Raw genomic sequence first — 22,639 nt, 5'->3', positions numbered from 1 at the left:
TCTGGTTGGACAGACTTGGTTGAAGCTTTTCTATTTTCCCTGATGCAGGGCTTCCAGCCGAACCGTCATGCCCAGCCGGTCCGGTTTTCCGTTCGGAAGCATCAACAGTTCCGCCGCGGTCAGCACGGTTTTCGGGACCCGGGCGCCCGTCAAAGCGCCCGTACCGCCGGCTGCGAACCGCGCCCTGAACCCATCGGACGCCCCGGGGGAAGGATCGGCCAGCACCACGTAGGCCGCCAGCGCCTGGCCCCATTCGGCGGACGGAACCCCGGCCACGAACGCCGCCCGCACGCCGTCGAGCCGCTCCAGCTCCGCCTGTACGTGCGCGGCGGACACCTTGACGCCGCCGGTGATCACGACGTCGTCCGCCCGGCCCAGCACGGTCAGCGTGCCGTCCGCAGCGAGCTCTCCGAGGTCGCTGGTGCGGTACCAGCGGACCCCGTCGTTCTCGACAAACGCGTCCGCGCTGAGTTCCGGGGCGTCCAGATACCCCGCGGCGATGGTGGCGCCGCCCAGCAGGATGCGCCCGTCCTCGCCCAGCCGGACCTCGACGCCGTCCAGCGGCACACCGTCGTAGACGCAGCCACCGCAGGTCTCGGCGGAGCCGTACGTGGTCACCACCCTGACGCCGGCCTTGCGGGCCGCGGCGAGGAGTTCCGCCGAGGCGGGAGCGCCGCCGAGCAGGACCGCGTTGAAGCGGCAGAGCGCGGCCAGGGTCTGCGGCGAGGGCGACTCGAGCAGCCGCTGCAGCTGGGTGGGCACCAGCGAGGTGAAACGGAGTTTGTCGGTGAGCTCCCCGGCCGCGGCGGTGAAGGCCTCCGGGGTGAAGCCGCCGGAGAGGTCCATCGCCCACGGCCGGGTGCCGGCGAACAGTGACCTGACCAGCACCTGCACGCCGGCCACGTACTGCACCGGCAAGGCGAGCAGCCACTGGCCCTCGCCCTTGAGGGCGATCGCCGTCGCCATGGAGGAGGCCGCGAGGGCATCCACCGTGAGCACCGTGGCCTTGGGCGCCCCGGTGGAGCCGGAGGTCCGCACCACCACCGCGGCATCCTCAAAGCCGGGGGTCTCCACCAGGCTGACGGCGGGGGAGCCGTCCGGACCGGCGGAGAGTTCGACGGCGGGCCCCTCCCCGTGAAGGGCGGCTGCGAGGGCCGCGAGGGCGGGCTCGATGTTGACGGTAGTCACGTGCGGCGCCTCAGAAGTAGTACGGGAACTGGGACCAGTCCGGATCGCGCTTCTCCAGGAAGGCCTCCTTGCCCTCCACCGCCTCGTCCGTCATGTACGCCAGCCGCGTTGCCTCGCCGGCGAATACCTGCTGGCCGGCCAGGCCGTCGTCGGCGAGGTTGAAGGCGAACTTTAGCATCCGGATGGCCTGCGGGGATTGCCCGGCGATGTCGGCAGCGTATTCCAGCGCGACGTCCTCGAGCCGCTCGTGGTCCACGGCCTCGTTCACCGCGCCCATCCGGACCATGTCCTCGGCGGAATATTCGCGGGCCAGGAAGAAAATCTCCCGGGCGGCCTTCTGGCCGATCTGGCGCGCCAGCAGCGCCGAGCCGTAGCCGGCGTCGAAACTGCCCACCGTCGCGTCGGTCTGCTTGAACTTGCCGTGCTGGCGGGAAGCGATTGTGAGGTCCGAGACGACGTGCAGGGAGTGCCCGCCGCCGGCGGCCCAGCCGTTGACGACGGCGATGACCACCTTGGGCATGGTCCGCATCAGCCGCTGCACCTCGAGGATGTGCAGCCGGCCGGCGCGTGCCGGGTCGATGCTTTCCTTCGTCTCCCCGTCCGCGTACCGGTACCCGTCCCTGCCCCGGATCCGCTGGTCCCCGCCGGAGCAGAACGAGTGGCCGCCGTCCTTGGCGGAGGGGCCGTTGCCGGTGAGCAGCACAGTGGCCACGTCCGGGCTCATCCGGGCGTGGTCCATGGCCCGGTAGAGCTCGTCCACGGTGCCGGGGCGGAAGGCGTTGCGGACCTCGGGCCGGTTGAAGGCGATCCGGACGGTGGGCAGGTCCCGGACCACGGTGCCGTCCGCGGAGCGCTCCACCTGCCGGTGGTAGGTCATGTCCTGGAAGTCGTCGAAGCCGGATACGGTGCGCCAGCGGGTGGGGTCAAAGACGTCGGATACCTTGGCGGGGATTTCGTTGCTCACAGACCGAGTCTAGTAATCGGCTCAGCTGATGCAGAACTCGTTGCCTTCCGGGTCCGCCATGGTGTGCCAGGAGTGCGGGCCCTCGTTGGCGGTCCAGAGGTACGTGGCGCCGCGGGCTTCCAGGGCGGCGCGCACCTGGTCCTTGTCCGCGCCGGCCAGGTTCACGTCCCAGTGCACCCGGTTCTTCACGGTCTTGGCCTCGGGTGCGGTCTGGAACAGGATCCTCCGTGTGGCCGGCTTGGCGTCAAGGTCCTCGGGCGGGCGGATGGCGGCGCCGGTGCGCCAGACCAGTTTGCCGTGGTGGAGCTTGGTCTCGGACTCCGTGGCGAAGCCCTGTTCGATCATGGAGCGGATGAAGTCCTCGTCCTGCGGCTCCACGGCCCAGTCGAGGGTTTCGGCCCACCATTCGGCGAGGCCGTGGGGATCAGCGCAGTCGACAGCTATCTGGATGTTCAGTGCCATGGGAAGAACCTACGACGACGGCGCCCGCGGCGCTAGGTCTTTGGCGCAGATGCTATCCCAGCCGTTCGAGGACTTCCGGCGGGATGGCGTAGATGAAGATGACGGCCAGCAGGTTCTTCGCGGCATGGACGAAGTAGGAGAACATCACATTATTGCCCGTCCAGACATAGACCAGCACCAGGATCGCGCCCATGGCGAGGTATGGCATCAGGACGGGCAGCGACAGTGCCTCCTGGCCCACGATGTGCACGGCTGTGAACAGCGCGACGGAGAGGGCGCAGCAGAGCCAGATGTTCAGCTTCCCGCTCAGCTTGCCGATCAACAGGTGCCGGAAGATGTACTCCTCCACGAAGGGGCCCACCACCACCAGCAGCGGCACCATCAGCCAGGCCGGGACCTGCTGCATCAGGGCCTGCAGGCCGGCCTGGTTGGCCGAGGTCTGCGGCGGTCCGGTCAGGGCCACCAGGACGGCGGTCAGAATCATCGCGGCGACCACGGCCAGTGGCACCATCAGCAGCGTGAACCATGGCCTCGTCGCCAGGACGCGGAGGTCCCTGCGTGCCACGTGGCGTGCCGCGGCCAGGGCGAGCAGGCCGATGACCCCGTAGAAGGCCAGATTGACGCCGTAGGACGCTATCGCCGGGTTGGGGGAGAGCTGCAGCAGCAGCGGGGCCAGCAGCCCGGACGCGGTGGCAAAAAACGCGCTCACCGCCGTGTAGATCCCCGCCGTCGCGTAGTCCAGCCGGGAAAAAACGTACAGCTCCGGTCGCGGCGCAGGTAATTGACGGAGAGCGGTGCCCATGGCATCAGCCTAGCTCCCCGGAGGGGCCCGCGATGTTGCCCGCGTCACGGTCCGGCACCGAAAGCTAGTACTATGGATGAGCCGCGCGACGCTGCGAGCCATTGCGGGCTCCGGCACCACCGCTGGCCCCACATCCCGGGCTTACCCCCTGATGTGGCGCGCCCCGGCTTGCCTGCCCGTCCCGGCGAGACCCCGACCCCAAGGAACAGTTGTGCCACAAAGTACTTCCACAGAACCCCAGAGCACGACGGCGTCACCCGCCGTCGTCGACTCGACCCTCAGCGCCGAGGGCTACAAGAAGTCCCTGAGCGGCCGCCAGGTCACCATGATCGCCATGGGCGGCGCCATCGGCGTCGGACTCTTTATGGGAGCCGGCGGACGCTTGGCCTCCACCGGGCCCGCGCTGATCTTCTCCTACGCGATTGCCGGCGTCATCGCGTACCTGCTGATGCGTGCCCTGGGCGAGCTCATCATGTACCGCCAGACCTCCGGCTCGTTCGTCAGCTACGCCGGCGAGATGTTCGGCAAGAAGGGCGCGTACCTCTCCGGCTGGATGTACTTCATCAACTGGGCCATGACCGGGATCGCGGAGCTGATCGCGATCGGGCTGTACTTCCAGTTCTTCTTCCCCAACGTGCCGGTGGAACTGACCGCGATCGCGGCACTGCTGCTCCTGGTCGGTGTGAACCTCCTGAGCGTCAAGGCGTTCGGTGAATTCGAGTTCTGGGCCTCCGTGCTCAAGGTCGCGGCGATCCTGATCTTCCTGGCCGTGGGCACTTTTATGGTGGTCACCAACGCCAAGGTCGGCGAGGGCCACGCCTCGGTGAACAACCTCTTCGCAGCCGACGGCGGCATGTTCCCCAAGGGCGCGCTGGTGATGATCCTGGTGCTCAACGCCGTGATCTTCGCCTACAACGCCATCGAACTGGTGGGCATCACCGCCGGCGAGATGGAGGACCCGGCCAAGGAGGTCCCGAAGGCGATCCGCGCCGTCGTAATCCGCATCGTGGTGTTCTACGTCGGTTCCGTGACCCTCCTGGCCATGCTGCTGCCCTCGGACCAGTACAAGGCCGGCACCTCGCCGTTCGTCACCGTGTTCGGCCAGATGGGCCTGCCGTGGATGGGCGACGTGATGAACATGATCGTGATCACTGCGGCACTGTCCTCCTGCAACTCGGGCCTGTACTCGATCGGCCGGATCTTCCGCACCATGGCCAACAACGGGCACGCCCCGCAGTGGCTGACCCGGATGTCCAGGAGCCACGTGCCCTACGCCGCCATCCTGGCGATCGGCGCGGTGTACCTCGTCGGCATCCTGCTCAACATCTGGCTGGGCGGCTCGCACGCCTTCGACCTCGCGCTGAACACCGCCTCGATCGGCGTGATCTTCACCTGGGGTTCGATCTTCGCCAGCCAGATCGCGCTACGGAAGACCAAGGGCAACGCCTCGTCCCTGCCCATGCCGGGCTCCCCGTGGACCAGCTGGGCCGGGCTTGTGGCGCTGCTGGCGATCACCGTGCTGATCGGTTTCGACACCATGACCAGCAAGAGCGGCGAAGTTTTCCAGTTGGGCCTGTGGACGCTTGCGACCATCCCGTTCTTCGCGGTGGTGCTCTGGCTCGGCTGGCAGAAGGTCAAGCACAACGAGCCCAAGAGCGAGCTCTTCAGCTAGTCCCCGCCCCATCGATTGCTCCGTAACCGCCGTTCTGGGACTCCAAAAGGGCGGTTACGGAGCAATCGATCCGGGATTCTTCAGGTACTGGGCGAAGTGATCCTCGATCCGACGCCAGGCCTCCGGGGCGGACTGCGGATCCGGGCCGATGCCGAGCACCCGGAACAGCGGGCGCAGCGGCCTCGGCCCGGCCTCGGCGTCGTTGAGGAAGGCGTGCCCGGCCGTCTCGAACTCCTTGACGTCGTGCTCGATGCCCAGCTGTTCGAGGACCGACTCGAGTTGTGCCGCCGCCCCGGGCAGCGTCCGGTCCCTGGCTCCGAAATTGGCCACGATGGGGCAGGCGCCGGCGAGTGCCGTTTCCGGGTCCCTGGGCAGCCTGCCGTAGTTCACGGCCGCGGCGTCGAAGCCGTCGTTGGCCATCAGCAGGGCAAAACTGCCGCCCATGCAGAAGCCGATCACGCCGATCTTCCCCGTCGTGCGGCCGGAATCCAGCAGCCACTGCCGGGCCGCCGCCAGGTCCGTAAACGCCCGCCCCTGCCCGGCCGCCAGGGACCGCATGGTCGCCACGAGGCAGCGGCGCGCGCCGCCGTCGCTGTACAAGTCCACTGCCAGGACCAGATACCCGGAGGCGGCCAGCCGCTCGGCGTGCCGGACCGTGATGTCGTCGAGCCCGAAGGCTTCATGGACCATCAGCACGCCGGGGAAAGGCCCGGCCCCCTCGGGCTCGGCCACGTAGCCGTAAAGCCGCGGTGAGCCGCCGGCGGTGCTGCTGGCCGCGCTGAGGTCCAGGTTGTGCCGAACAGTCTCCGGCGCCCCGGGCCGGCCGGCGGGATTCCTGCCCATGTGCACTCCTCTGTCTGCAGACGGATGTTGCCTGGGGACAGTCTTGCATCCGGACACACAAAACGGCGCCGGGCATCCCCCAAAGGAATGCCCGACGCCGTCGAGGTTAAGGACTAGTCGCGCTTGACCGCGTCCTTGACGTTCTCGCCGACCTTCTTGGCGTCGGCGACGACCTGGTCCTTCTGGCCTTCGGCCTTCAGGCGGTCATTGCCGGTGGCGTCGCCAGTAGCTTCCTTGGCCTTGCCGCCGAGGTGCTCCGCTTCGTTCTGAATCTTGTCTCCGATACCCATGGTGTGTTTCACCTTTCGTTTCCGGTTGAAATTCAACGCATTTTCACCATAACACAAAGCATGCTTACTAATTCAAGTCCTTTCTCGGATCATTCGATCCTGCCCCGGCTGAAGGGTCGCTGGCGGACCCGGATAGGCTCGAACCATGAAGCCCAAAATCATTGCCCCGCGCCTCACGCCGGTGCGGCTGGCGGACCTTGTGGAGGATCCGGCCCCGGACTTCCGGCGCGGCGAACGCTACGACGGCGTCCGGTACAGCCGGGTGGCCGCAGACGGGCTGGAGCTCAGCGGAACGGACTTCGCCGAGTGCGAGTTCGACGGCGCCTCCTTCAACGAGGCGCAACTGCGCGGCGCCGGCTTCCGCGACTGCGTCCTCGCCGAGGTGTACGCGCCGGTGTTCACCGCCGCGCGCTCGAGCCTGCGCGACGTCGAGATCCGCAACCCCCGCTGGGGTTCGGCGGAACTCTATGAAAGCGGCTGGCAGTCCGTGCGGATCGACGGCGGGAAGCTGGACTACGTCAATCTCCGCGGCTCCAAGCTCGTGGACGTGCAGATCAGCGACTGCATCATCAACGAGCTGGACCTGGGCTCGTGCACGGCCACCCGGGTGGCGTTGAAGAACTGCACCGTCGGCAGCCTGGACTTCAGCGGTGCCCGGCTCAAGGACTTCGACCTGCGCGGCACCGATTTCCGGTCGTTGAGCGGCCTCGACTCGCTCGCAGGGCTGGTCGTCGACGAGTACCAGCTGACCCTGCTGGCGCCGTTGCTGGCCGGACAGCTCGGCATCACCGTCGCCTGAGCCGCCGCGTCATCCGGGGACGCCCGGTTGACCCCCTTGCCCTGCCGTGTAATCTTTATAGAACGAACGGTCGGTAATTTCCCCTGCTGCCGGCCCTGCTCCCTTGGTGAAGGATGTTCTCATGGTCGAGGCTTTTCTTGTTGGCGGTGCCCGCACTCCCGTGGGGCGGTACGGCGGGGCGCTCTCCGCTGTCCGTCCGGACGACCTGGCGGCGCTGGTGGTCCGTGAAGCCGTGGCCCGTGCCGGGGTCGACCCCGACGCCATCGACGAGGTCATCCTCGGCAACGCCAACGGCGCCGGGGAGGAGAACCGCAACGTCGCCCGGATGGCCACCCTCCTGGCCGGCCTTCCGCTGCACATCCCCGGCATCACCGTGAACCGGCTTTGCGCCTCGGGCCTGAGCGCCATCATCATGGCCAGCCAGATGATCAAATCCGGCGCCGCGGACATCGTGATCGCGGGCGGCGTCGAATCCATGAGCCGCGCCCCCTGGGTGCAGGAGAAGCCGCAGACCGCCTTCGCCAAGCCGGGCCAGATCTTCGACACCTCCATCGGCTGGCGCTTCGCCAACCCGCTGTTCCAGAAGGGTGAGCTCTCCCGCGGCGGCAAAATGACGTACTCCATGCCGGAAACGGCCGAGGAGGTCGCCCGCGTGGACGGCATTTCCCGCGAGGACGCCGACGCGTTCGCCGTCCGCTCGCACGAGCGCTCGCTCGCCGCGATTGCCGCCGGCCGCTTCACCGACGAAATCGTCCCCGTGACCGTCAAGACCCGCAAGGGCGAGACGGTCGTGGACACCGACGAGGGCCCCCGCGCCGGGACCACCCTGGACGTGCTCGCCGGGCTCCGGCCCGTCGTTGCGGGCGGCTCCGTGGTCACCGCCGGCAACTCTTCCACCCTGAACGACGGCGCCTCCGCGATCATCGTCGCTTCCGAAGCAGCGATCAAGAAGCTCGGCCTCACGCCGCGGGCCCGCATCATTGACGGCGCCTCCGCCGGGTGTGAACCCGAGATCATGGGCATCGGCCCCGTCCCCGCTACGCAAAAGGTCCTCGCCCGGAGCGGGCTCGACGTCGGCGACCTCGGCGCCGTCGAGCTCAACGAGGCCTTCGCCACGCAGTCCCTGGCCTCCATCCGCCGGCTCGGCCTGGACCCGGAGATCGTGAACCGCGACGGCGGCGCCATCAGTCTGGGGCACCCGCTTGGTTCGTCCGGATCCCGGATTGCCATCACCCTGCTGGGCCGGATGGAACGCGAGGATGCCAAGATCGGCCTGGCCACCATGTGCATCGGCGTCGGCCAGGGCACCGCCATGCTGTTGGAGCGCGTCTAGTGGCCGCCGCGGCGCTTGAGCCGGGCGGCTTCGCCACGCTCCTGGTCGAAGAACGCGAAGACCGGGTGGTGGTGCTGCTCAACCGCCCCGAGGTCCGCAACGCGATCGACCAGCAGATGGTCGACGAGCTGCATCGGGTCTGCGCCTACCTGGAGCAGACGCCCAAGGTACTGGTGATCGCGGGCACGGAGGGTGTGTTCGCCTCCGGCGCGGACATCGCCCAGCTGCGCGAACGCCGCCGCGACGACGCGCTGCAGGGTATCAACTCGACCATCTTCGTCCGGATCGCCAAGCTGCCCATGCCGGTCATCGCGGCCATCGACGGCTTCTGCCTCGGCGGCGGCGCCGAATTGGCCTACGCGGCCGACTTCCGGCTCGGCACGCCCGGGATCCGGATCGGCAACCCCGAGACCGGCCTCGGCATCCTGGCCGCCGCCGGTGCCAGCTGGCGGCTCAAGGAGCTGGTGGGGGAGCCCGTGGCCAAGGAAATCCTGCTGGCCGGCGCGGTGTTCCGCGCCGACCGCGCGCTCGCCGTCGGACTCATCACCGAGATCCACGAGCCCGAACAGCTGATGGACGCGGCGCACGCGCTGGCGGACCGGATCGCGCAGCAGGACCCGCTCGCGGTGCGGATCACCAAGTCGGTGTTCCATGCCCCGGCGGAAGCGCACCCGCTGATCGACCAGCTGGCGCAGGGGATCCTTTTCGAATCGCAGGCGAAGTTCGACCGCATGCAGTCATTCTTGGATAAGAAAACAGCTAAGAAGTCAGCCAAGGAATCAGACCGGAAGAAGCAGCCATGAGCAACTCCGCACGCCCCGCGAACCTGCCCACTACCGTCGGGGTGCTCGGCGGCGGCCGGATGGGCGCGGGCATCGCCCACGCCTTCCTGATCAAAGGCGCCAACGTTCTCGTCGTCGAACGCGACGAGCAGTCCGCCGAGGCCGCCCGCGAGCGGGTGGAATCCGCAGCGGCCAAAAGCATCGAACGCGGCGCCACGGACGGCAACCTCGACGAAATGGTCGCCCGGCTCTCCGTGACCGTGGACTATGACGATTTCAAGGACCGGCAGCTCGTCATCGAGGCTGTGCCCGAAGAATGGGACCTCAAGGTGGCCTCGCTGCGCGGGATAGAGGAACGGCTCGCGCCGGACGCGTTCCTCGCCTCCAACACCTCCTCGCTCTCCGTCAACGGCCTGGCCCGCGAGCTGAAGCGCCCGCAGAACTTCCTGGGCCTGCACTTCTTCAACCCGGTCCCCGCGTCCACCCTGATCGAGGTGGTCCTGTGCGAACAGACGTCCGAGACCCTCGCCCAGGCTGCCCGCGGCTGGGTGGAGGCGCTGGGCAAGACCGCGGTGGTCGTCAACGACGCCCCCGGATTCGCGTCCTCGAGGCTGGGCGTCGCGATCGCCCTCGAAGCGATGCGCATGGTGGAGGAAGGCGTCGCCTCGGCCGAGGACATCGACAACGCCATGGTCCTTGGCTACAAGCACCCCACCGGCCCGCTGCGCACCACCGACATCGTCGGCCTGGACGTCCGTCTGGGCATCGCCGAATACCTGGCCTCCACGCTGGGTGAGCGCTTTGCCCCGCCGCAGATCCTCCGGGACAAGGTGGCCCGCGGCGAACTCGGCCGCAAGACCGGCAAAGGCTTCTTCGACTGGACCGCCTGAGCCGGACCCGGGCGGACATTCATTGGGGGATTCGTCCGGGCCGGTCAGGCGCCCGGGCCTACTGCGCGGCCCGCGAGTCGAGGGCCCTCTTCATGCCGTCCATGGCGGGTCCAGCCAGGGACTGGAACGCCGGCCGCACGATCGGTTCGGCGAGCCTGCGCCAGCCTTTGAGCTCGAATTCCGCGGTGTACCTGACTTCAGAGCCGGGTCCCGAGGGCTCCACCTCGATGGTGTCCACCGAGATGACGGCCTTATTCTCGCCGCGCAACGTGATCCGGCCTTCAGCGAGCTCCACCACCTCGTAGATCAGCGTCTGGCGCTTGCCGCGGAACTCCGCCTCCGCCTCGTACCGGTGGCCCACCGCGACGGGTCCGTCGGAAAGCTTCCTGACCACCGGCGTTCCGGGATCCCATTCGGGCGTGTGCTCAAACGCCGAGAGGTACGCGAAGGCCTCGCCGGCCTCCAGTGTGGAGCGGACCGTGCCGGTGACTGTGATCATGGGCCCAGCCTACCCAGAAGTCTGCGATTGGACAGCGCGCCGGCGGCCTGTCCGTCGCGGGGGCCGGGGCCGGCCGGGCGGAGCGCCGCCGCACCTAGGATGGTTCCGTGGACCGCATTCAACCCCTCACCCTCACCGGCCAGTACGTGGTGCTGGAGCCTCTGTGCCAGGACCACCACGACGGCCTGGTGGACGCCGTCCGCGACGGCGACCTCTGGAAACTCTGGTACACCTCGGTCCCTGCACCGGAAGCCATGGCCGCCGAGATCGACCGGCGCCTCGCGCTGCAGGAGAACGGCTCGATGCTGCCCTTCACCACCCGGCTGCTCGATCCGGCCACCGGCGCCCCGGGCCGGGTGATCGGGATGACCACCTATATGAATATCGACGCCGCCACGCCCCGGGTGGAGATCGGATCCACCTGGAACGCCGCCTCCGCGCACGGCAGCGGCAGCAACCCGGACTCCAAGCTACTGCTGCTGCGGCACGCGTTTGAGACCCTCGGCTGCCCGGCCGTCGAATTCCGCACCCAATGGCTCAACCATCAGTCCCGCGAGGCGATCGCGCGGCTGGGCGCCAAACAGGACGGCGTCCTGCGCAGCCACACCCGGACGGCCGACGGCGTGCTGCGCGACACCGTGGTGTTTTCCATCCTGGAACAGGAGTGGCCGATGGTGCGGAGTGCCCTCGAATTCAGGCTGGCGAAGCGGCGCGAACGTGGGCTCGGTGAGTAGATGGGATGGGGTGATTCCGTGAAAGAGCAGAGTCCTGGCGGCAAGGTGGGCTGGGACGGGGCGGTCAACGCCTGGCACGTTGCCGGCAGCGTCTACCGGATGGGGCGCCGGGAATGGCTCACCGAGACCGGCTGGCAGCAGGCCTACGACGGCGGCATCCGTACGGTGATCGACCTCCGCAACCCGGAGGAGATCCGCCGCCGCGTCACCGACCCGCCGGTGCGCGAGGAGGCCCTGGCGGCGTTCGACGTCGTGAACGTCCCCACGGAGGACCCCTCCAACAGTGAATTCCGTGCCCTGTGCGTCCCCTACCTGAACGACCCGGCGTCCTATCCGGACAACGCCAGGATCTTCCCGGGCAAGCTCACGGCGGTGTTCCAGGCCGTGGCAGCGGCCCGCGGCGCCGTCGTGATCCACTGCTCGGCGGGCCGGGACCGCAGCGGCATGATCGCGGCCATGCTCCAGGACCTTGCCGGAGCCGGGGAGGACGCCATTGCCCTGGCCTACGAACGCGCCCTGCGGTCCATCAACGAACACCACCGCGTGGCCGCCACCCCGCATCCGCACGAGCGGTACCTGCCCGAGGACATCCTCGCGCCGCTGGTCGCCCGCCGCCGGGAAAGCCTCCTGCGCTTTGTGCGGCAGGTGAAGACCGCAGAGTTCCTAGGGCACAATGGGGTAACAGTCGGGCAGATGGACGCCATTTTGGCTAAATTGGGGCGCTAGAGTAACCGGGTGAAGACTCCCAAATACGCGCTGGCCGTGCGAATGGCGGCAGCCGCCGTGGTACTCGCTGGCTCGTCTCTGGCCGTCCCCGCATTTGCCGAGACCGGGCGGACCGGCTCTGCCACACCGTCCCCGGTTGCGTCCACGGGATCCGGACCCACATCTCCCGCCCTCAGCGACGCCGGGCTCGCGGAGGCCATCCGGAGGGATCTCGGCCTGACGCTCGAGGAATTCAACGCCGCGGGACAGCTGGCCAAGCGCGCCGCCGACGCCGCAACAACCCTGCGCGGGCTCCCAGGGTACGTGGGCATGAGCCTTGTGAGCGGCAAAATCGTCGTCCGGGGAAGCGGCGCGGAGCTGCAGTCCCGGATCGCTGAGCTGAACGCGGCGGGCCCGACCGCGGATTTCGTGCTTGACGTCCCCGTCCCAGCCGCCGCGACGGGGCAATCGTCCGTCCGGCAGGAGGCCTCGAGCGTGGACGAACTGTTCGCGGCCTACGTCCGCGAGGTCGGGCCGGCCGGGCTGCAGGCCGTGGCCTACGCCGACGGCCACTTTGTCATCCGGACCGGGGGAACCAACACAGCCGAGGCGGCGCTGCCGGACTTTCTGGACCCGCAGCCGCCGGTAACGTCCGTGACTCCCGTGCCAGACAAAATTACAGCCGCAGCTTTCGTGGCGCGCTTCACGAATGTCCAGCTGGAAAAGGGTGCCCCGGTCACCACCCAGGCCCCGGTCACCTCGGACCTCTTCGGCGGACAGGGCTACGTCACGGACAGCAACTTCACGTGCTCTGCCGGCTTCGGAGCCTTCAACCGCACCACAGGAGCGCCACTCATCCTGACCGCTGGCCACTGCGCCGGCGACGGCGCCAGCCATGCCACGGCCATCGAGCCGGCCACCGCCTCGAAGGCGGGGGGTGCTACGACGGCCAAGCCTGCTGTCCTCGCGCCGCTCGGAACCTTCGGGTTCAGCCAGTTCGGCGGCCCCGGCAATACAGCGACTACCGGTACTAGCGCCAGCAACATCGGGACGGACATCGCCGTGATCAATGACCTTGCAGCCGGCGTCAGGGTACAGCCAGCTGTGACCAAGTGGCGCGGCGTCGGGCCGGCATATAACAGCGCGGACCCCGCAAACCCGGGGCCCACGGCCGTCAAAATCATCGGAGCGATGGCCCCGAAGGTGGGCCAGCCCGTGTGCCGGTCCGGCCAGACCACCGGGTGGAAGTGCGGCACCGTCGACTCGGTCGGGATCTGGCTGATTCCGGGACCGAAGAGCCTGTCGCCAAACTTCGCCAACGACCTTCGTGCGGTCAGGGCTTTCGATTCCACCACGGTCACGTCGGACGGCGGTGATTCCGGTGGCCCCTGGATCAGCGGCAATTTTGCAGTGGGAACCCATACGGCGGCGGAGAAGCAAGGCACCACCCAGTTGCGTGCCATCGCGGCCACCCTCGAGGACGCCCTGGAGTTCGTCCCGGACGTGCAACTGCAGCTCTTCCTGAACAAACCGGAGCTCGTGGATCCGGCCAACCCGGCGGTGACGACCGGGGCGGCCATCACCGGCCGTGTACCGGCGGCCCCCGCCTCCGCCGTCGCGGCGGGCTCGACGGTGCGCATCACGCTGCCCGGCCAGCCGCCGTCGGACGTGCCGGTGGACCCGGCGGGACACTGGTCCTTCCCCGCTCCTGCGACCGCAGGCCGCCTGACCTTCACGGCAGAGACGGTCAACGGCTTTAGCCGGTCCAGTGCGGTCACTCTTGCCGTCGACGTCTCCGTGCCGGCCCCGGCTGGCGCAGCTGCTGCGTCGGCGGCCCAGCATGATCCCGGCGTCGCGCCCGTCCCGGCCGAGCAGCCGGCCGCAGCGGCAGCCACTGACCCGGTGGACTCCGCGCAGCCCTTCGAGCTGTCCGACGACAATGCCGACGGTGCTGTGTGGTCCGCAGCGCAGGGCGGCGTTCCAGGGCAGACCGACGTCGTTCCGGAGACTCAAGCCAAATCGCCGGCCGAGGTGTCGACCGCTGCGCCGCCCCGGGCCGCTGCACCGGCGGGTCCGCCGGCAAGGTCCGGACAGGGGGCGGGGCCGGGCACTGAGTGGCTGCTGCCGGCTGCCGGCCTGGCGGGCGGTTCCGTCCTGCTGGCCAGCGTGCTCATGATTGCCGGCCGCCGCCGGACCGTGAGGGCCGGCACTAACAGCCGGTCCTAGGCCTTCCGCTCCAGCAGCAGGTTGGTGATCCGCAGCGTGCAGAGCCGCTGGCCGGCCTCGTTGGTGATCAGCACCTCGTGGGTGGTCACCGTGCCGCCCAGGTGAAGCGGCGTGGCCGTGATGGTGATGGTCCCCTCCCTGGCCGACCTGTGGTGTGTCGCCGAAACGTCCACGCCCACCGCGGTCTTGCCCAGGGTGCTGGCGTGAATCACCGCGGCCCAGGAACCCACAGCCTCGCCGACGGCCAGCGAGGCGCCGCCGTGCAGCAGGCCGAAGGACTGCCGGTTGCCCTCCACCGGCATCGTGGCGACCACCCGCTCCACTGACTGCTCCACGATTTTGACCCCCATCTTCTCGTCAAGTTCGCCGAGCGTGATCTTCCACGGCTCACCGGCGGGGGAATCGGGGGTCATAGCGTCTCCTTGGGGCTTGGGCCCGCCTCGGGCCGGTCGGTCCTGCCACTACTAGTGTGCCGCAGGGCTCCTTCATGTACTGTAGACATATTACCGAACGGACGGTCAGTAATGCGCTGGCCGTGTTGATCTTGCCCCGCGTTGGAAGGACCCGTCAACGATGACCACCACTGCAACAGCTCCGGAACCCTCTGTCGGCACCGTCGAGATCGTCCCCAGCTTCATCCGGAACTCGTGGTGGACCCCCGACGCCGTCTCGGCAGCCGGAGCGGCCTCGGTCCTGGACGCCAGTACCGGCGAACTGCTGGCCAAGGTGAGCACCGAGGGCCTGGACCTCGCCGCCGTCGTGGACTACGGCCGCACCACCGGCCAGGCGGAACTGGGCAAGCTGACCTTCCACCAGCGCGCCCTCAAGCTCAAGGAGCTCGCGCAGTACCTCAACGGCCGCCGCGACGAGTTCTATGCACTGTCCGCGCAGACCGGCGCCACCAAGGTCGACTCGATGATCGACATCGACGGCGGCATCGGCGTGCTCTTCACCTTCGGCTCCAAGGGCCGGCGCGAGCTGCCCAACGCCCAGGTGGTCGTGGACGGGCCCATGGAGGTGCTCTCCCGTGACGGCTCCTTCGCCGGCGAACATATCTACACCCGGATCCCCGGCGTCGCCGTGCAGATCAACGCCTTCAACTTCCCGGTCTGGGGCATGCTCGAAAAGCTCGCCCCGGCCTTCATCGCCGGCGTGCCCACGATCGTCAAGCCCGCCACCCCCACCGGCTACGTCGCCGCGGCCGTGGTGAAGGCGATCGACGAATCCGGCATCCTGCCCGAGGGCTCGCTGCAGCTCGTCTCCGGTTCCGTCCGCACCCTGCTGGACCACCTGGACTACCGCGACCTCGTCGCCTTCACCGGCTCGGCCTCAACCGCCAACACGCTGAAGTCCCACCCCAACGTGGTCAAGGGCGGCGTCCGGTTCACGTCCGAGACCGACTCCCTCAACGCCGCGATCCTGGGCCCGGACGCCGTCAAAGGCACGCCGGAATTCGACGCCTTCATCAAGTCGCTCGTCACCGAGATGACCGCCAAGGCCGGCCAGAAGTGCACCTCGATCCGCCGGGCGATTGTGCCGCAGGAGCTGGTGTCCGACGTCGTCGCTGCCGTGGGGGAGCGGATCACTGAACGGGTGGTGCTCGGCGATCCCCGCGCCGACGGGGTCACGATGGGCGCCCTCGCCTCCCTCGAACAGCTCGCCGACGTGCGTGCCGCCGTCCAGTCGATGCTCGACGCCGGCGGCGAACTCGCCTACGGTACCCTCGATTCGCCGAAGGTCACCAGCGCGGACGGCAGCGTCGGCGTCGTCGACGGCGGCGCGTTTATGTCCCCGGTACTGCTCAGCTGGGCCGATCCGGAGGCCGAGGAGGTCCACTCGCTCGAAGCCTTCGGCCCGGTTTCCTCGGTGATCGGCTACACGGACCTGGCCGACGCCGTCCGCCTCGCCGCCCGCGGCGGCGGCTCGCTGGTGGCCTCGGTCTGCACCAACGATCCCGCGGTGGCGCAGCAGCTGGTCACCGGGATCGCGGCGCACCACGGCCGCGTGCTGATGCTCAACCGCGAGGACGCCCGCAGCTCCACCGGGCACGGCTCCCCGGTCCCGCACCTGGTCCACGGCGGCCCGGGCCGCGCCGGCGGCGGCGAGGAACTCGGCGGCATCCGCTCGGTCATGCACCACATGCAGCGCACCGCGATCCAGGGCTCGCCGAACATGCTGACCGCCGTCACGGGTGTCTGGCACACCGGCGCGGACCGCAACTTCACCCTCGAGACCGAGGGCCAGCACCCCTTCCGGAAACCGCTGGCCACGCTGCACATTGGCGATGCCATCCGCTCGGAGCTGCGCGAGGTCTCGCTGGAGGAAATCACCAAGTTCGCCAACTCCACCGGCGACACCTTCTACGCCCACACCAACCAGGAGGCGGCGGAGGCCAACCCGTTCTTCCCGGGCATCGTCGCGCACGGCTACCTGCTGCTGGCCTGGGGCGCCGGGCTGTTCGTGGAACCAGCACCGGGCCCGGTGCTGGCGAACTACGGCCTGGAGAACCTGCGCTTCATCACCCCCGTGGCGGCCGGCGACTCCATCCGGGTCACCCTGACGGCCAAGAAGATCACCCCGCGTGAGACGGACGAGTACGGCGAGGTGGCCTGGGACGCCGTCCTGACCAACCAGGACGACCAGATCGTGGCCACCTACGACGTGCTGACCCTCGTCGAGAAATAGCCCTTCCGCCCCTCCCGTTGCCCTATCACGTATGGCTGCCAAGACGCCGGAATAGCAGCCATACGTGATAGGGCAACCGCGGAGGGGCGGGCTCTTTAGCCCCTCCTTCGGCGTAAAATTTGGTTCGTAGGAGGTGGCGAAATGACCCTCGTATTAGATAAAGCCACAACGGTCCTGCCAGTCGATGATGTGGAGCGCGCCCACCGCTTTTATGCGGACACCCTGGGCCTGCCTCACCGTGGAGTGACAGACGACGGAAGTGAACTGTTTGGCTCGGCCGGCGGCCCGATGCTGCAGCTGATGCCAGTCCGGGATGGAAAGCATTCAGAGCACACCACCCTGAGTTTCGAACTCAGCGAGATCGAGCGCACCGTCAGGGAGATGGAAGCCAAGGGCGTCATGTTCCAGGACTATGATCTCCCCGACCTCAAGACCGAGAACCACATCTGCGTTACGGATTCCGAGAAGTGCGCCTGGTTTATGGACACCGAGCACAACATTCTTTGCGTGCACGAGAACATCACCACGGCAGCCGATTACCAGCTCTGAGCGGCAGCTCCACGGCGTCCAGCCTGAGGAAACGGCACCCCGGACTCCGGGGTGCCGCCTTGCGTGTGCGGGCTGGTCGGGTCGCCGGGCGGGGGCACATTGACACGGACACGCCGGTCTTAGCCGGCGAAACGCGCGCCGAGGCTTTCAAAGTGCCCCCGGACCGCCGCCGTCGCCGTCGGCTCTCTGACCCGGGCCGGAACGCGGCCCGGGCAACAACGGCCGACGCCGTCACGGCGTCCAGTTCCTCGCCGTCGTCGGTGTGCCTGCCGAACCCGGTTCCGGGGGTTCAGCGACGCCGCGGCTCGCGCAGACTCTTTTGGCGGCGGGTTCGTCCGGGGGCACATTGACACGGACACGCCGGCGGTCGAAGGCGGAATCCCTGCGGCAACCCGCAGAGTGCCCCCGGACCCTGCGGCGGGCGCCGGAGGAGGCTAATCCGGGACGTGCAGGCCGTGGAACGCCATGGTGATGACGTCGTCGGCGAGTTTCTGCGGCGACAGGGAACCGCCGGGTTTGTACCATTCGACGATCGAGTTAATGGTGCCGAACAGCAGCCGGGTGACCGTGCGGGGGTCAATGTCCTGGCGCAGCGAGCCCTCGTCGCGGGCCGCGGAGATCAGGGCCGCCACCTTGTGGTCGAAGGTGCGGCGGCGTTCGAGGGCGTCCCGTTCGATCTCGGTGTTGCCGCGCAGCCGGAGCAGCAGCGTGACGAACGGCAGCCGCTCCACCAGGACCGAGATGGTCTCCCGCAGCACGAACTCCAGCCGGGCGTCAGCGGAGCCGGTCTGCGCCTCGGGGCGGTCCAGGATGGCCTCAAGGCCGCCGAGGGCGTGGTTCAGCGCGAGCTTCAGCAGGTCGCCCTTGGACGGCACGTGGTGGTAGATGGCGGACTTGGAGATGCCCAGGTTCTCGGCGAGGATGCCCATTGAGGTGGCGTCGTAGCCGTGGCGGTTGAAGACGTCGACGGCGATCAGCAGGACCGACTGCTGGTCATAGCCGGGCCGGCCGCGCTTGGTGCTGGTTACTGTGCTGGGCATACTCGCTAGTTTCTCATGAACGGTCGGTCAGTCCGGCCGGGTGGGCCCTGACGGACGCACCCGGCCGGGCTTCCCTGGTTGCGGAGCGCACGGGCCGGTTCAGGCCTTGGGGCGCATGTCGTAGATCCGGCGCAGCTTGCCGTTGGAACGCTCCAGCGAGCCCGGTTCGACGACGTCGACGGTGCAGGAGGATCCGACGTGGATCTTGATCTGCTGCTGCAGGACCTTCGCGGCCGAGGCGACCACCTCGGCGGTGACAGACTCGCGGCGTTCGATCCTGACGGTGAGCTGGTCCATCCGCTGGCCTTCGGGGCGGGTGAGTTCGAGCTGGAAGTGCGGGCTCAGCTCCGGGATCCGGAGGGCGATCTCCTCGATCTGCGACGGGAACAGGTTCACGCCGCGCAGGATGATCATGTCGTCGCTGCGGCCGGTGATGCGGCCCATGCGGCGGTGTGCGGGGCGGGCCGTGCCAGGCAGCAACCGGGTGAGGTCCTTGGTGCGGTAGCGGATGATCGGCAGCGCTTCCTTGGTGAGCGAGGTGAAGACCAGCTCGCCGGGTTCGCCGTCGCCCAGGACCACCGAGGGATCAAAGGCGTCGATGATCTCGGGGCGGAAGTGATCCTCCCAGATGTGGCTGCCGTCCTGGGTTTCCACGGCCTCGCCGGCGACGCCGGGTCCCATGACCTCGGAGAGCCCGTAAATGTCGCACGCCTTGATATTCATGGTGGTTTCGAGCTCGTGGCGCATTTCCTCGGTCCACGGCTCGGCGCCGAGGACGGCGTACTTGAGCGAGGTGGAGGCCGGGTCAATGCCCTGCTTCATCATCGCGTCCGCGATGGTCAGCAGGTAGGTGGGGGTGGCCAGGATCGCGTCCGGCTTGAAGTCCTGGATCAGGGTGATCTGGCGTTCGGTCTGGCCGCCGGAAATCGGGATGACCGTGCAGCCGAGGGCCTCGGCGCCGGCGTGGGCGCCCATGCCGCCGGTGAAGAGGCCGTAGCCGTAGGCGTTGTGCACCTTCATCCCGGGCCGGACGCCGGAGGCGCGCAGCGAGCGGGCCACGAGCTTGGCCCAGTCCGCGAGGTCCTTCTTGGTGTAACCGACCACGGTGGCGCGGCCGGTGGTGCCGGAGCTGGCGTGGATCCGGGCCACCTCCTGCTGCGGCACGGCGAACATGCCGAACGGGTACTCCAGGCGCAGGTCCTCCTTGGTGGTGAAGGGGAACTTGCCCAGATCGGAGAGCTCACGGAGGTCGGTGGGGTGCACGCCGGCCTCGTCGAACTTGCGCTTGTACAGGGGGACGCGGTCGTAGGCATAGGCCACGGTGTGCTGGAGCCGGCTGAGCTGCAAGGCCTCGAGCTCGTCGCGGGAGATGGTTTCTTCGCGGTCCAGGACGGCGTCGCTGGCGGCGAGGGCAGATTCAGCGGTGGGGGTGGTCATCTGGGGTTCCTACGTTTCTATTTCTTGGAGATGGTGCGGCTGCGGCCGCGGAACTCGGCGATGAGTTCGCCCGGGACGGCGTCGGAAGGAAGTTCGCCCGGGACGGTTGGGGATGCGGCGCCGGCCGGTGCCTGCGTCGTAACGGGGTCCGCGGCGTAGATCTGGACGTCGTACAGGCCGCTGCGGCCGGTGCTGGCGCGGTGGTTCGCGACGGCGGTCAGGATCTGCCCTCGGAAGGCCGGTTTGATGAAGTTGATATCCACGCCGGACGCAACCGTAATGGAGCCGGCGTCGGACGCCTCCGGGGCCGCCGGGTTGCAGGCAAGGGCGAACGCGGTGTCGCCGAAGGCGAAGATCATTCCGCCGTGCGCCATGCCGAAGCCGTTGAGCATTTCCTGGCGCAGCGGCATCCGGATGGTGGCGTGGCCGTCGTCGAGCGCCAGGACCTCAATGCCCATCCACTCGGAGGCGTAGTCGTCTTTCAGGATGGGGTGGGTGTGCCCGGAAATCGTCAGTCCAGCCATGCGTCGTTGCCTCCAGCTTTATTTACCGAATGTTCATTAGGTAATCCCATTCGGGTGCCTGCTGTCAAGGGGTGTAAGTATGCTGGGACACATGGCCAAAGGAATCTATGTCAGTGCGACCACGCCGGGATCCGGGAAGTCGCTGGTTGCCTTGGGCCTGGCGGACACGCTGCACCGGCACGCGGACCGCATCGGTTTCTTCAAGCCCGTGGTCCACGGCCGCGCCGACGCCGATCCCATGGTCGCGCTGATGAAGTCCCGCTTCGACCTCGACGACGACCGCTGCCGCAGCGGCCTCACGTTCGCCGAGGTCCGCGGCCTGCTCGCGGAGGGAAAGCGCGAGGAAATCGACTCCCGCTGCGTCGAGATCTTCGCGGAAATGTCCCGGCACTGCGACGTGGTGATCATCGAGGGCACGGACCTGACCGGCCAGGACGCCGCCGTCGAATTCGACCTCAATGCCCGGCTCGCCAACAACCTCGCGGCGCCAATGGTCGCCGTCGTCGGGGCGAAGGGCCGCACCGTGGCCGAAACCGCTGACGCCGTCGAGGTGGCCCGCAAGGAACTCCTCGCCGAGCGCTGCGCGCTGCTGGCGATCATGGTCAACCGCGCCGACCCCGCGGACCTGGAGGCCATCGCCGCAGCGGTCCGGCCCGGCGCCTCCGGCCGCCCGGTCTACGTTTTCCCCGAACTCGAGGACATTGCGCGGCCCACCACGGGCGAGGTTGCCTCCGCGCTGGGTCTCGGCCAGGTGGCCGGCCTGCCGGACCTGGAACGCGATGTGCACTCGGTGAAAGTGGCGGCCATGAACGTGGCCAACTTCCTCCACGTACTCGACGACGGCGCGCTGGTGATTGTCCCCGGCGACCGGGCGGACGTGCTGGTGGCCTGCCTGGCCTCGTCGTTCTCGCCGGAATTCCCGGTCCCGTCGGCACTCATCCTGACCGGCGGCCTGGCCCCGGACCCGACCATCTACTCGCTGCTGGCGCAGGCTCCGTTCCCCATCTTTGCCGCCCCGGACGACACCTACGTGACCGCCAAGCGGGTCTCCGAGGTCCGCAGCGAGATCTGGTCCGGCCACCGCCGCAAGGTGGCCTCCGCCCTGGGCCTGTGGGCCCGGCGCGTGGACGAGGCCGAACTGCTGGAGCGGCTGCACCTGCCCCGGCCGGAGCGGATGACGCCGCTGCGGTTCCTGCACGACCTGATTGAACGGGCCCGTTCGCAGCGCCGCCACATCGTCCTGCCGGAGGGCACCGACGTCCGGATCCTGCGGGCCGCGGAGATCCTGCACCGCCGGGACGTCTGCGAGCTCACCGTGTTGGGCCGGGAATCCGAGGTCCGTGAGCTTGCGGCAACGCAGGGGATCGACCTCGCCGGCATCAACATCGTGGACCCGGCCACCTCCGAGCTGCGCCAGGGCTTCGCACAGAAATACGCGGAGCTCCGGGCGCACAAGGGCGTGGACCTGGCGAAGGCGCTCGAGGTGATGGAGGACGAGAGCTACTTCGGCACCATGATGGTCCAGCTGGGGGTGGTGGACGGCATGGTCTCCGGCGCCGCGCACACCACGGCGCACACCATCCGCCCGGCGCTGGAGTTCGTGAAGACCCGCGAGGGCGTCAAAATCGTCTCTTCGGTGTTCCTGATGCTGATGCCGGACCGGGTGCTGGTCTACGGCGACTGCGCCGTGAACCCGGAGCCGAACGTGGAGCAGCTCGCGGACATCGCGCTGGCCTCCGCCGAGACCGCGGCCCAGTTCGGAGTCGAGCCGCGGGTGGCGATGCTCTCCTACTCGACCGGCGGGTCCGGGGCCGGGGAGGCGGTGGACGCCGTCCGGCAGGCCACCGAGCTGGTGCGCCAGCGGCGCCCCGATCTCGCCGTGGAGGGGCCCATCCAGTACGACGCCGCCGTCGACGCCGCCATCGCCGAGTCCAAGATGCCCGGCTCCACGGTGGCCGGCCAGGCGACGGTGTTCATCTTCCCGGACCTGAACACCGGTAACAACACGTACAAGGCGGTCCAGCAGTCCTCCGGGGCGGTCGCCGTCGGGCCCGTGCTGCAGGGGCTGCGCAAACCGGTGAACGACCTCTCCCGCGGCTGCACGGTGGATGACATCCTGAACACGGTGGCCATCACCGCGATCCAGGCCCAGTCGGTCCAGCCCGTGCCCGCGCAGCCCGCGCTGCAGCCCGTCGACTCCAAGGCCTAGGAGGCC

22 protein-coding genes are annotated in these 22,639 nt (G+C 68.5%); 11 read left to right on the top strand and 11 right to left on the bottom strand.

From position 1 onward, the window contains the following. Window positions 1-30: 30 nt before the first annotated feature. Genes ABLI39_RS05410 through ABLI39_RS05395 form a run of 4 tightly spaced genes read right to left on the bottom strand, consistent with a single transcriptional unit; the run spans window position 31 to window position 3,416 of the window. Window positions 31-1,188 (bottom strand): AMP-binding protein, encoded by a 1,158-nt coding sequence (locus ABLI39_RS05410; protein ID WP_349412401.1) that lies wholly within the window; start codon window positions 1,186-1,188, stop codon window positions 31-33. Window positions 1,189-1,198: 10 nt separating this feature from the next. Then, window positions 1,199-2,152: a 1,4-dihydroxy-2-naphthoyl-CoA synthase gene (locus tag ABLI39_RS05405; protein WP_349412400.1), complete on the bottom strand. Its 954-nt coding sequence runs from the start codon at window positions 2,150-2,152 to the stop codon at window positions 1,199-1,201. 21 nt (window positions 2,153-2,173) lie between these two features. After that, entirely contained in the window at window positions 2,174-2,614 is a 441-nt protein-coding gene (locus ABLI39_RS05400; protein WP_349412399.1) for a VOC family protein, read from the bottom strand. Window positions 2,615-2,666: 52 nt separating this feature from the next. Next, window positions 2,667-3,416 (bottom strand): CPBP family intramembrane glutamic endopeptidase, encoded by a 750-nt coding sequence (locus tag ABLI39_RS05395; RefSeq protein ID WP_349412398.1) that lies wholly within the window; start codon window positions 3,414-3,416, stop codon window positions 2,667-2,669. A 211-nt stretch (window positions 3,417-3,627) separates the two neighbouring features. On the opposite strand from ABLI39_RS05395, the gene ABLI39_RS05390 reads away from it, so the two are divergent. Then, window positions 3,628-5,088: an amino acid permease gene (locus ABLI39_RS05390; protein ID WP_349412397.1), complete on the top strand. Its 1,461-nt coding sequence runs from the start codon at window positions 3,628-3,630 to the stop codon at window positions 5,086-5,088. A gap of 54 nt (window positions 5,089-5,142) precedes the next feature. Here the strand turns inward: ABLI39_RS05390 and ABLI39_RS05385 are convergent, their stop codons facing one another. Then, entirely contained in the window at window positions 5,143-5,931 is a 789-nt protein-coding gene (locus ABLI39_RS05385; protein WP_349412396.1) for a dienelactone hydrolase family protein, read from the bottom strand. Window positions 5,932-6,044: 113 nt separating this feature from the next. Next, a complete protein-coding gene (locus tag ABLI39_RS05380) occupies window positions 6,045-6,221 on the bottom strand; it encodes a CsbD family protein (protein WP_146336704.1) in 177 nt (58 codons plus the stop codon). 145 nt (window positions 6,222-6,366) lie between these two features. Between ABLI39_RS05380 and ABLI39_RS05375 the strand changes: the two genes are divergently transcribed. From ABLI39_RS05375 to ABLI39_RS05360, 4 genes are all read left to right on the top strand, one after another. Then, entirely contained in the window at window positions 6,367-7,020 is a 654-nt protein-coding gene (locus ABLI39_RS05375; protein ID WP_349412395.1) for a pentapeptide repeat-containing protein, read from the top strand. A gap of 121 nt (window positions 7,021-7,141) precedes the next feature. Beyond that, entirely contained in the window at window positions 7,142-8,353 is a 1,212-nt protein-coding gene (locus ABLI39_RS05370; protein WP_349412394.1) for a thiolase family protein, read from the top strand. After that, entirely contained in the window at window positions 8,353-9,156 is an 804-nt protein-coding gene (locus tag ABLI39_RS05365; RefSeq protein ID WP_349412393.1) for an enoyl-CoA hydratase/isomerase family protein, read from the top strand. The genes ABLI39_RS05370 and ABLI39_RS05365 overlap by 1 nt, the downstream gene beginning before the upstream one ends. Continuing rightward, entirely contained in the window at window positions 9,153-10,025 is an 873-nt protein-coding gene (locus ABLI39_RS05360) for a 3-hydroxyacyl-CoA dehydrogenase family protein (RefSeq protein WP_349412392.1), read from the top strand. The genes ABLI39_RS05365 and ABLI39_RS05360 overlap by 4 nt, the downstream gene beginning before the upstream one ends. 58 nt (window positions 10,026-10,083) lie before the next feature. On the opposite strand, the gene ABLI39_RS05355 is transcribed toward ABLI39_RS05360, so the two are convergent. After that, on the bottom strand, window positions 10,084-10,524 hold the full coding sequence (locus ABLI39_RS05355) for an SRPBCC family protein (protein ID WP_349412391.1): 441 nt from the start codon (window positions 10,522-10,524) through the stop codon (window positions 10,084-10,086). 107 nt (window positions 10,525-10,631) lie between these two features. Here ABLI39_RS05355 and ABLI39_RS05350 point away from each other — a divergent pair, with 107 nt between their 5' ends. Genes ABLI39_RS05350 through ABLI39_RS05340 form a run of 3 tightly spaced genes read left to right on the top strand, consistent with a single transcriptional unit; the run spans window position 10,632 to window position 14,189 of the window. Next, window positions 10,632-11,258, top strand: a complete 627-nt coding sequence (locus ABLI39_RS05350) for a GNAT family N-acetyltransferase (protein ID WP_349412390.1) — start codon at window positions 10,632-10,634, stop codon at window positions 11,256-11,258. An 18-nt stretch (window positions 11,259-11,276) separates the two neighbouring features. After that, complete coding sequence (locus ABLI39_RS05345; RefSeq protein ID WP_349412389.1) at window positions 11,277-11,984, top strand: tyrosine-protein phosphatase; 708 nt, start codon at window positions 11,277-11,279, stop codon at window positions 11,982-11,984. A 9-nt stretch (window positions 11,985-11,993) separates the two neighbouring features. After that, window positions 11,994-14,189, top strand: coding sequence for a S1 family peptidase (locus ABLI39_RS05340; protein WP_349412388.1), 2,196 nt, complete (start codon window positions 11,994-11,996; stop codon window positions 14,187-14,189). On the opposite strand, the gene ABLI39_RS05335 is transcribed toward ABLI39_RS05340, so the two are convergent. Continuing rightward, entirely contained in the window at window positions 14,186-14,602 is a 417-nt protein-coding gene (locus tag ABLI39_RS05335; RefSeq protein WP_349412387.1) for a PaaI family thioesterase, read from the bottom strand. The genes ABLI39_RS05340 and ABLI39_RS05335 overlap by 4 nt on opposite strands. 160 nt (window positions 14,603-14,762) lie before the next feature. On the opposite strand from ABLI39_RS05335, the gene paaZ reads away from it, so the two are divergent. Together paaZ and ABLI39_RS05325 are read left to right on the top strand one after the other, a co-directional pair. Then, window positions 14,763-16,874 (top strand): phenylacetic acid degradation bifunctional protein PaaZ, encoded by a 2,112-nt coding sequence (gene paaZ, locus ABLI39_RS05330; protein ID WP_349412386.1) that lies wholly within the window; start codon window positions 14,763-14,765, stop codon window positions 16,872-16,874. A gap of 141 nt (window positions 16,875-17,015) precedes the next feature. Further along, complete coding sequence (locus ABLI39_RS05325) at window positions 17,016-17,423, top strand: VOC family protein (protein ID WP_349412385.1); 408 nt, start codon at window positions 17,016-17,018, stop codon at window positions 17,421-17,423. 434 nt (window positions 17,424-17,857) lie between these two features. Here the strand turns inward: ABLI39_RS05325 and ABLI39_RS05320 are convergent, their stop codons facing one another. The 3 genes from ABLI39_RS05320 to ABLI39_RS05310 form a co-directional block, all read right to left on the bottom strand. Beyond that, window positions 17,858-18,463, bottom strand: a complete 606-nt coding sequence (locus ABLI39_RS05320; RefSeq protein WP_349412384.1) for a TetR/AcrR family transcriptional regulator — start codon at window positions 18,461-18,463, stop codon at window positions 17,858-17,860. A gap of 99 nt (window positions 18,464-18,562) precedes the next feature. Further along, entirely contained in the window at window positions 18,563-19,900 is a 1,338-nt protein-coding gene (gene paaK, locus ABLI39_RS05315; RefSeq protein WP_349412383.1) for a phenylacetate--CoA ligase PaaK, read from the bottom strand. 17 nt (window positions 19,901-19,917) lie between these two features. Continuing rightward, the gene (locus ABLI39_RS05310) at window positions 19,918-20,424 is read right to left on the bottom strand and encodes a hotdog fold thioesterase (protein WP_349412382.1); all 507 of its coding nucleotides are present in this window, start codon (window positions 20,422-20,424) and stop codon (window positions 19,918-19,920) included. A gap of 91 nt (window positions 20,425-20,515) precedes the next feature. On the opposite strand from ABLI39_RS05310, the gene pta reads away from it, so the two are divergent. Next, complete coding sequence (gene pta, locus ABLI39_RS05305) at window positions 20,516-22,633, top strand: phosphate acetyltransferase (RefSeq protein WP_349412381.1); 2,118 nt, start codon at window positions 20,516-20,518, stop codon at window positions 22,631-22,633. Window positions 22,634-22,639: the final 6 nt, after the last annotated feature.

The organism is Pseudarthrobacter sp. B907, from assembly GCF_040137805.1.
Taxonomy (GTDB): domain Bacteria; phylum Actinomycetota; class Actinomycetes; order Actinomycetales; family Micrococcaceae; genus Arthrobacter.
This window is presented reverse-complemented; position numbering and strand designations above follow the sequence as displayed.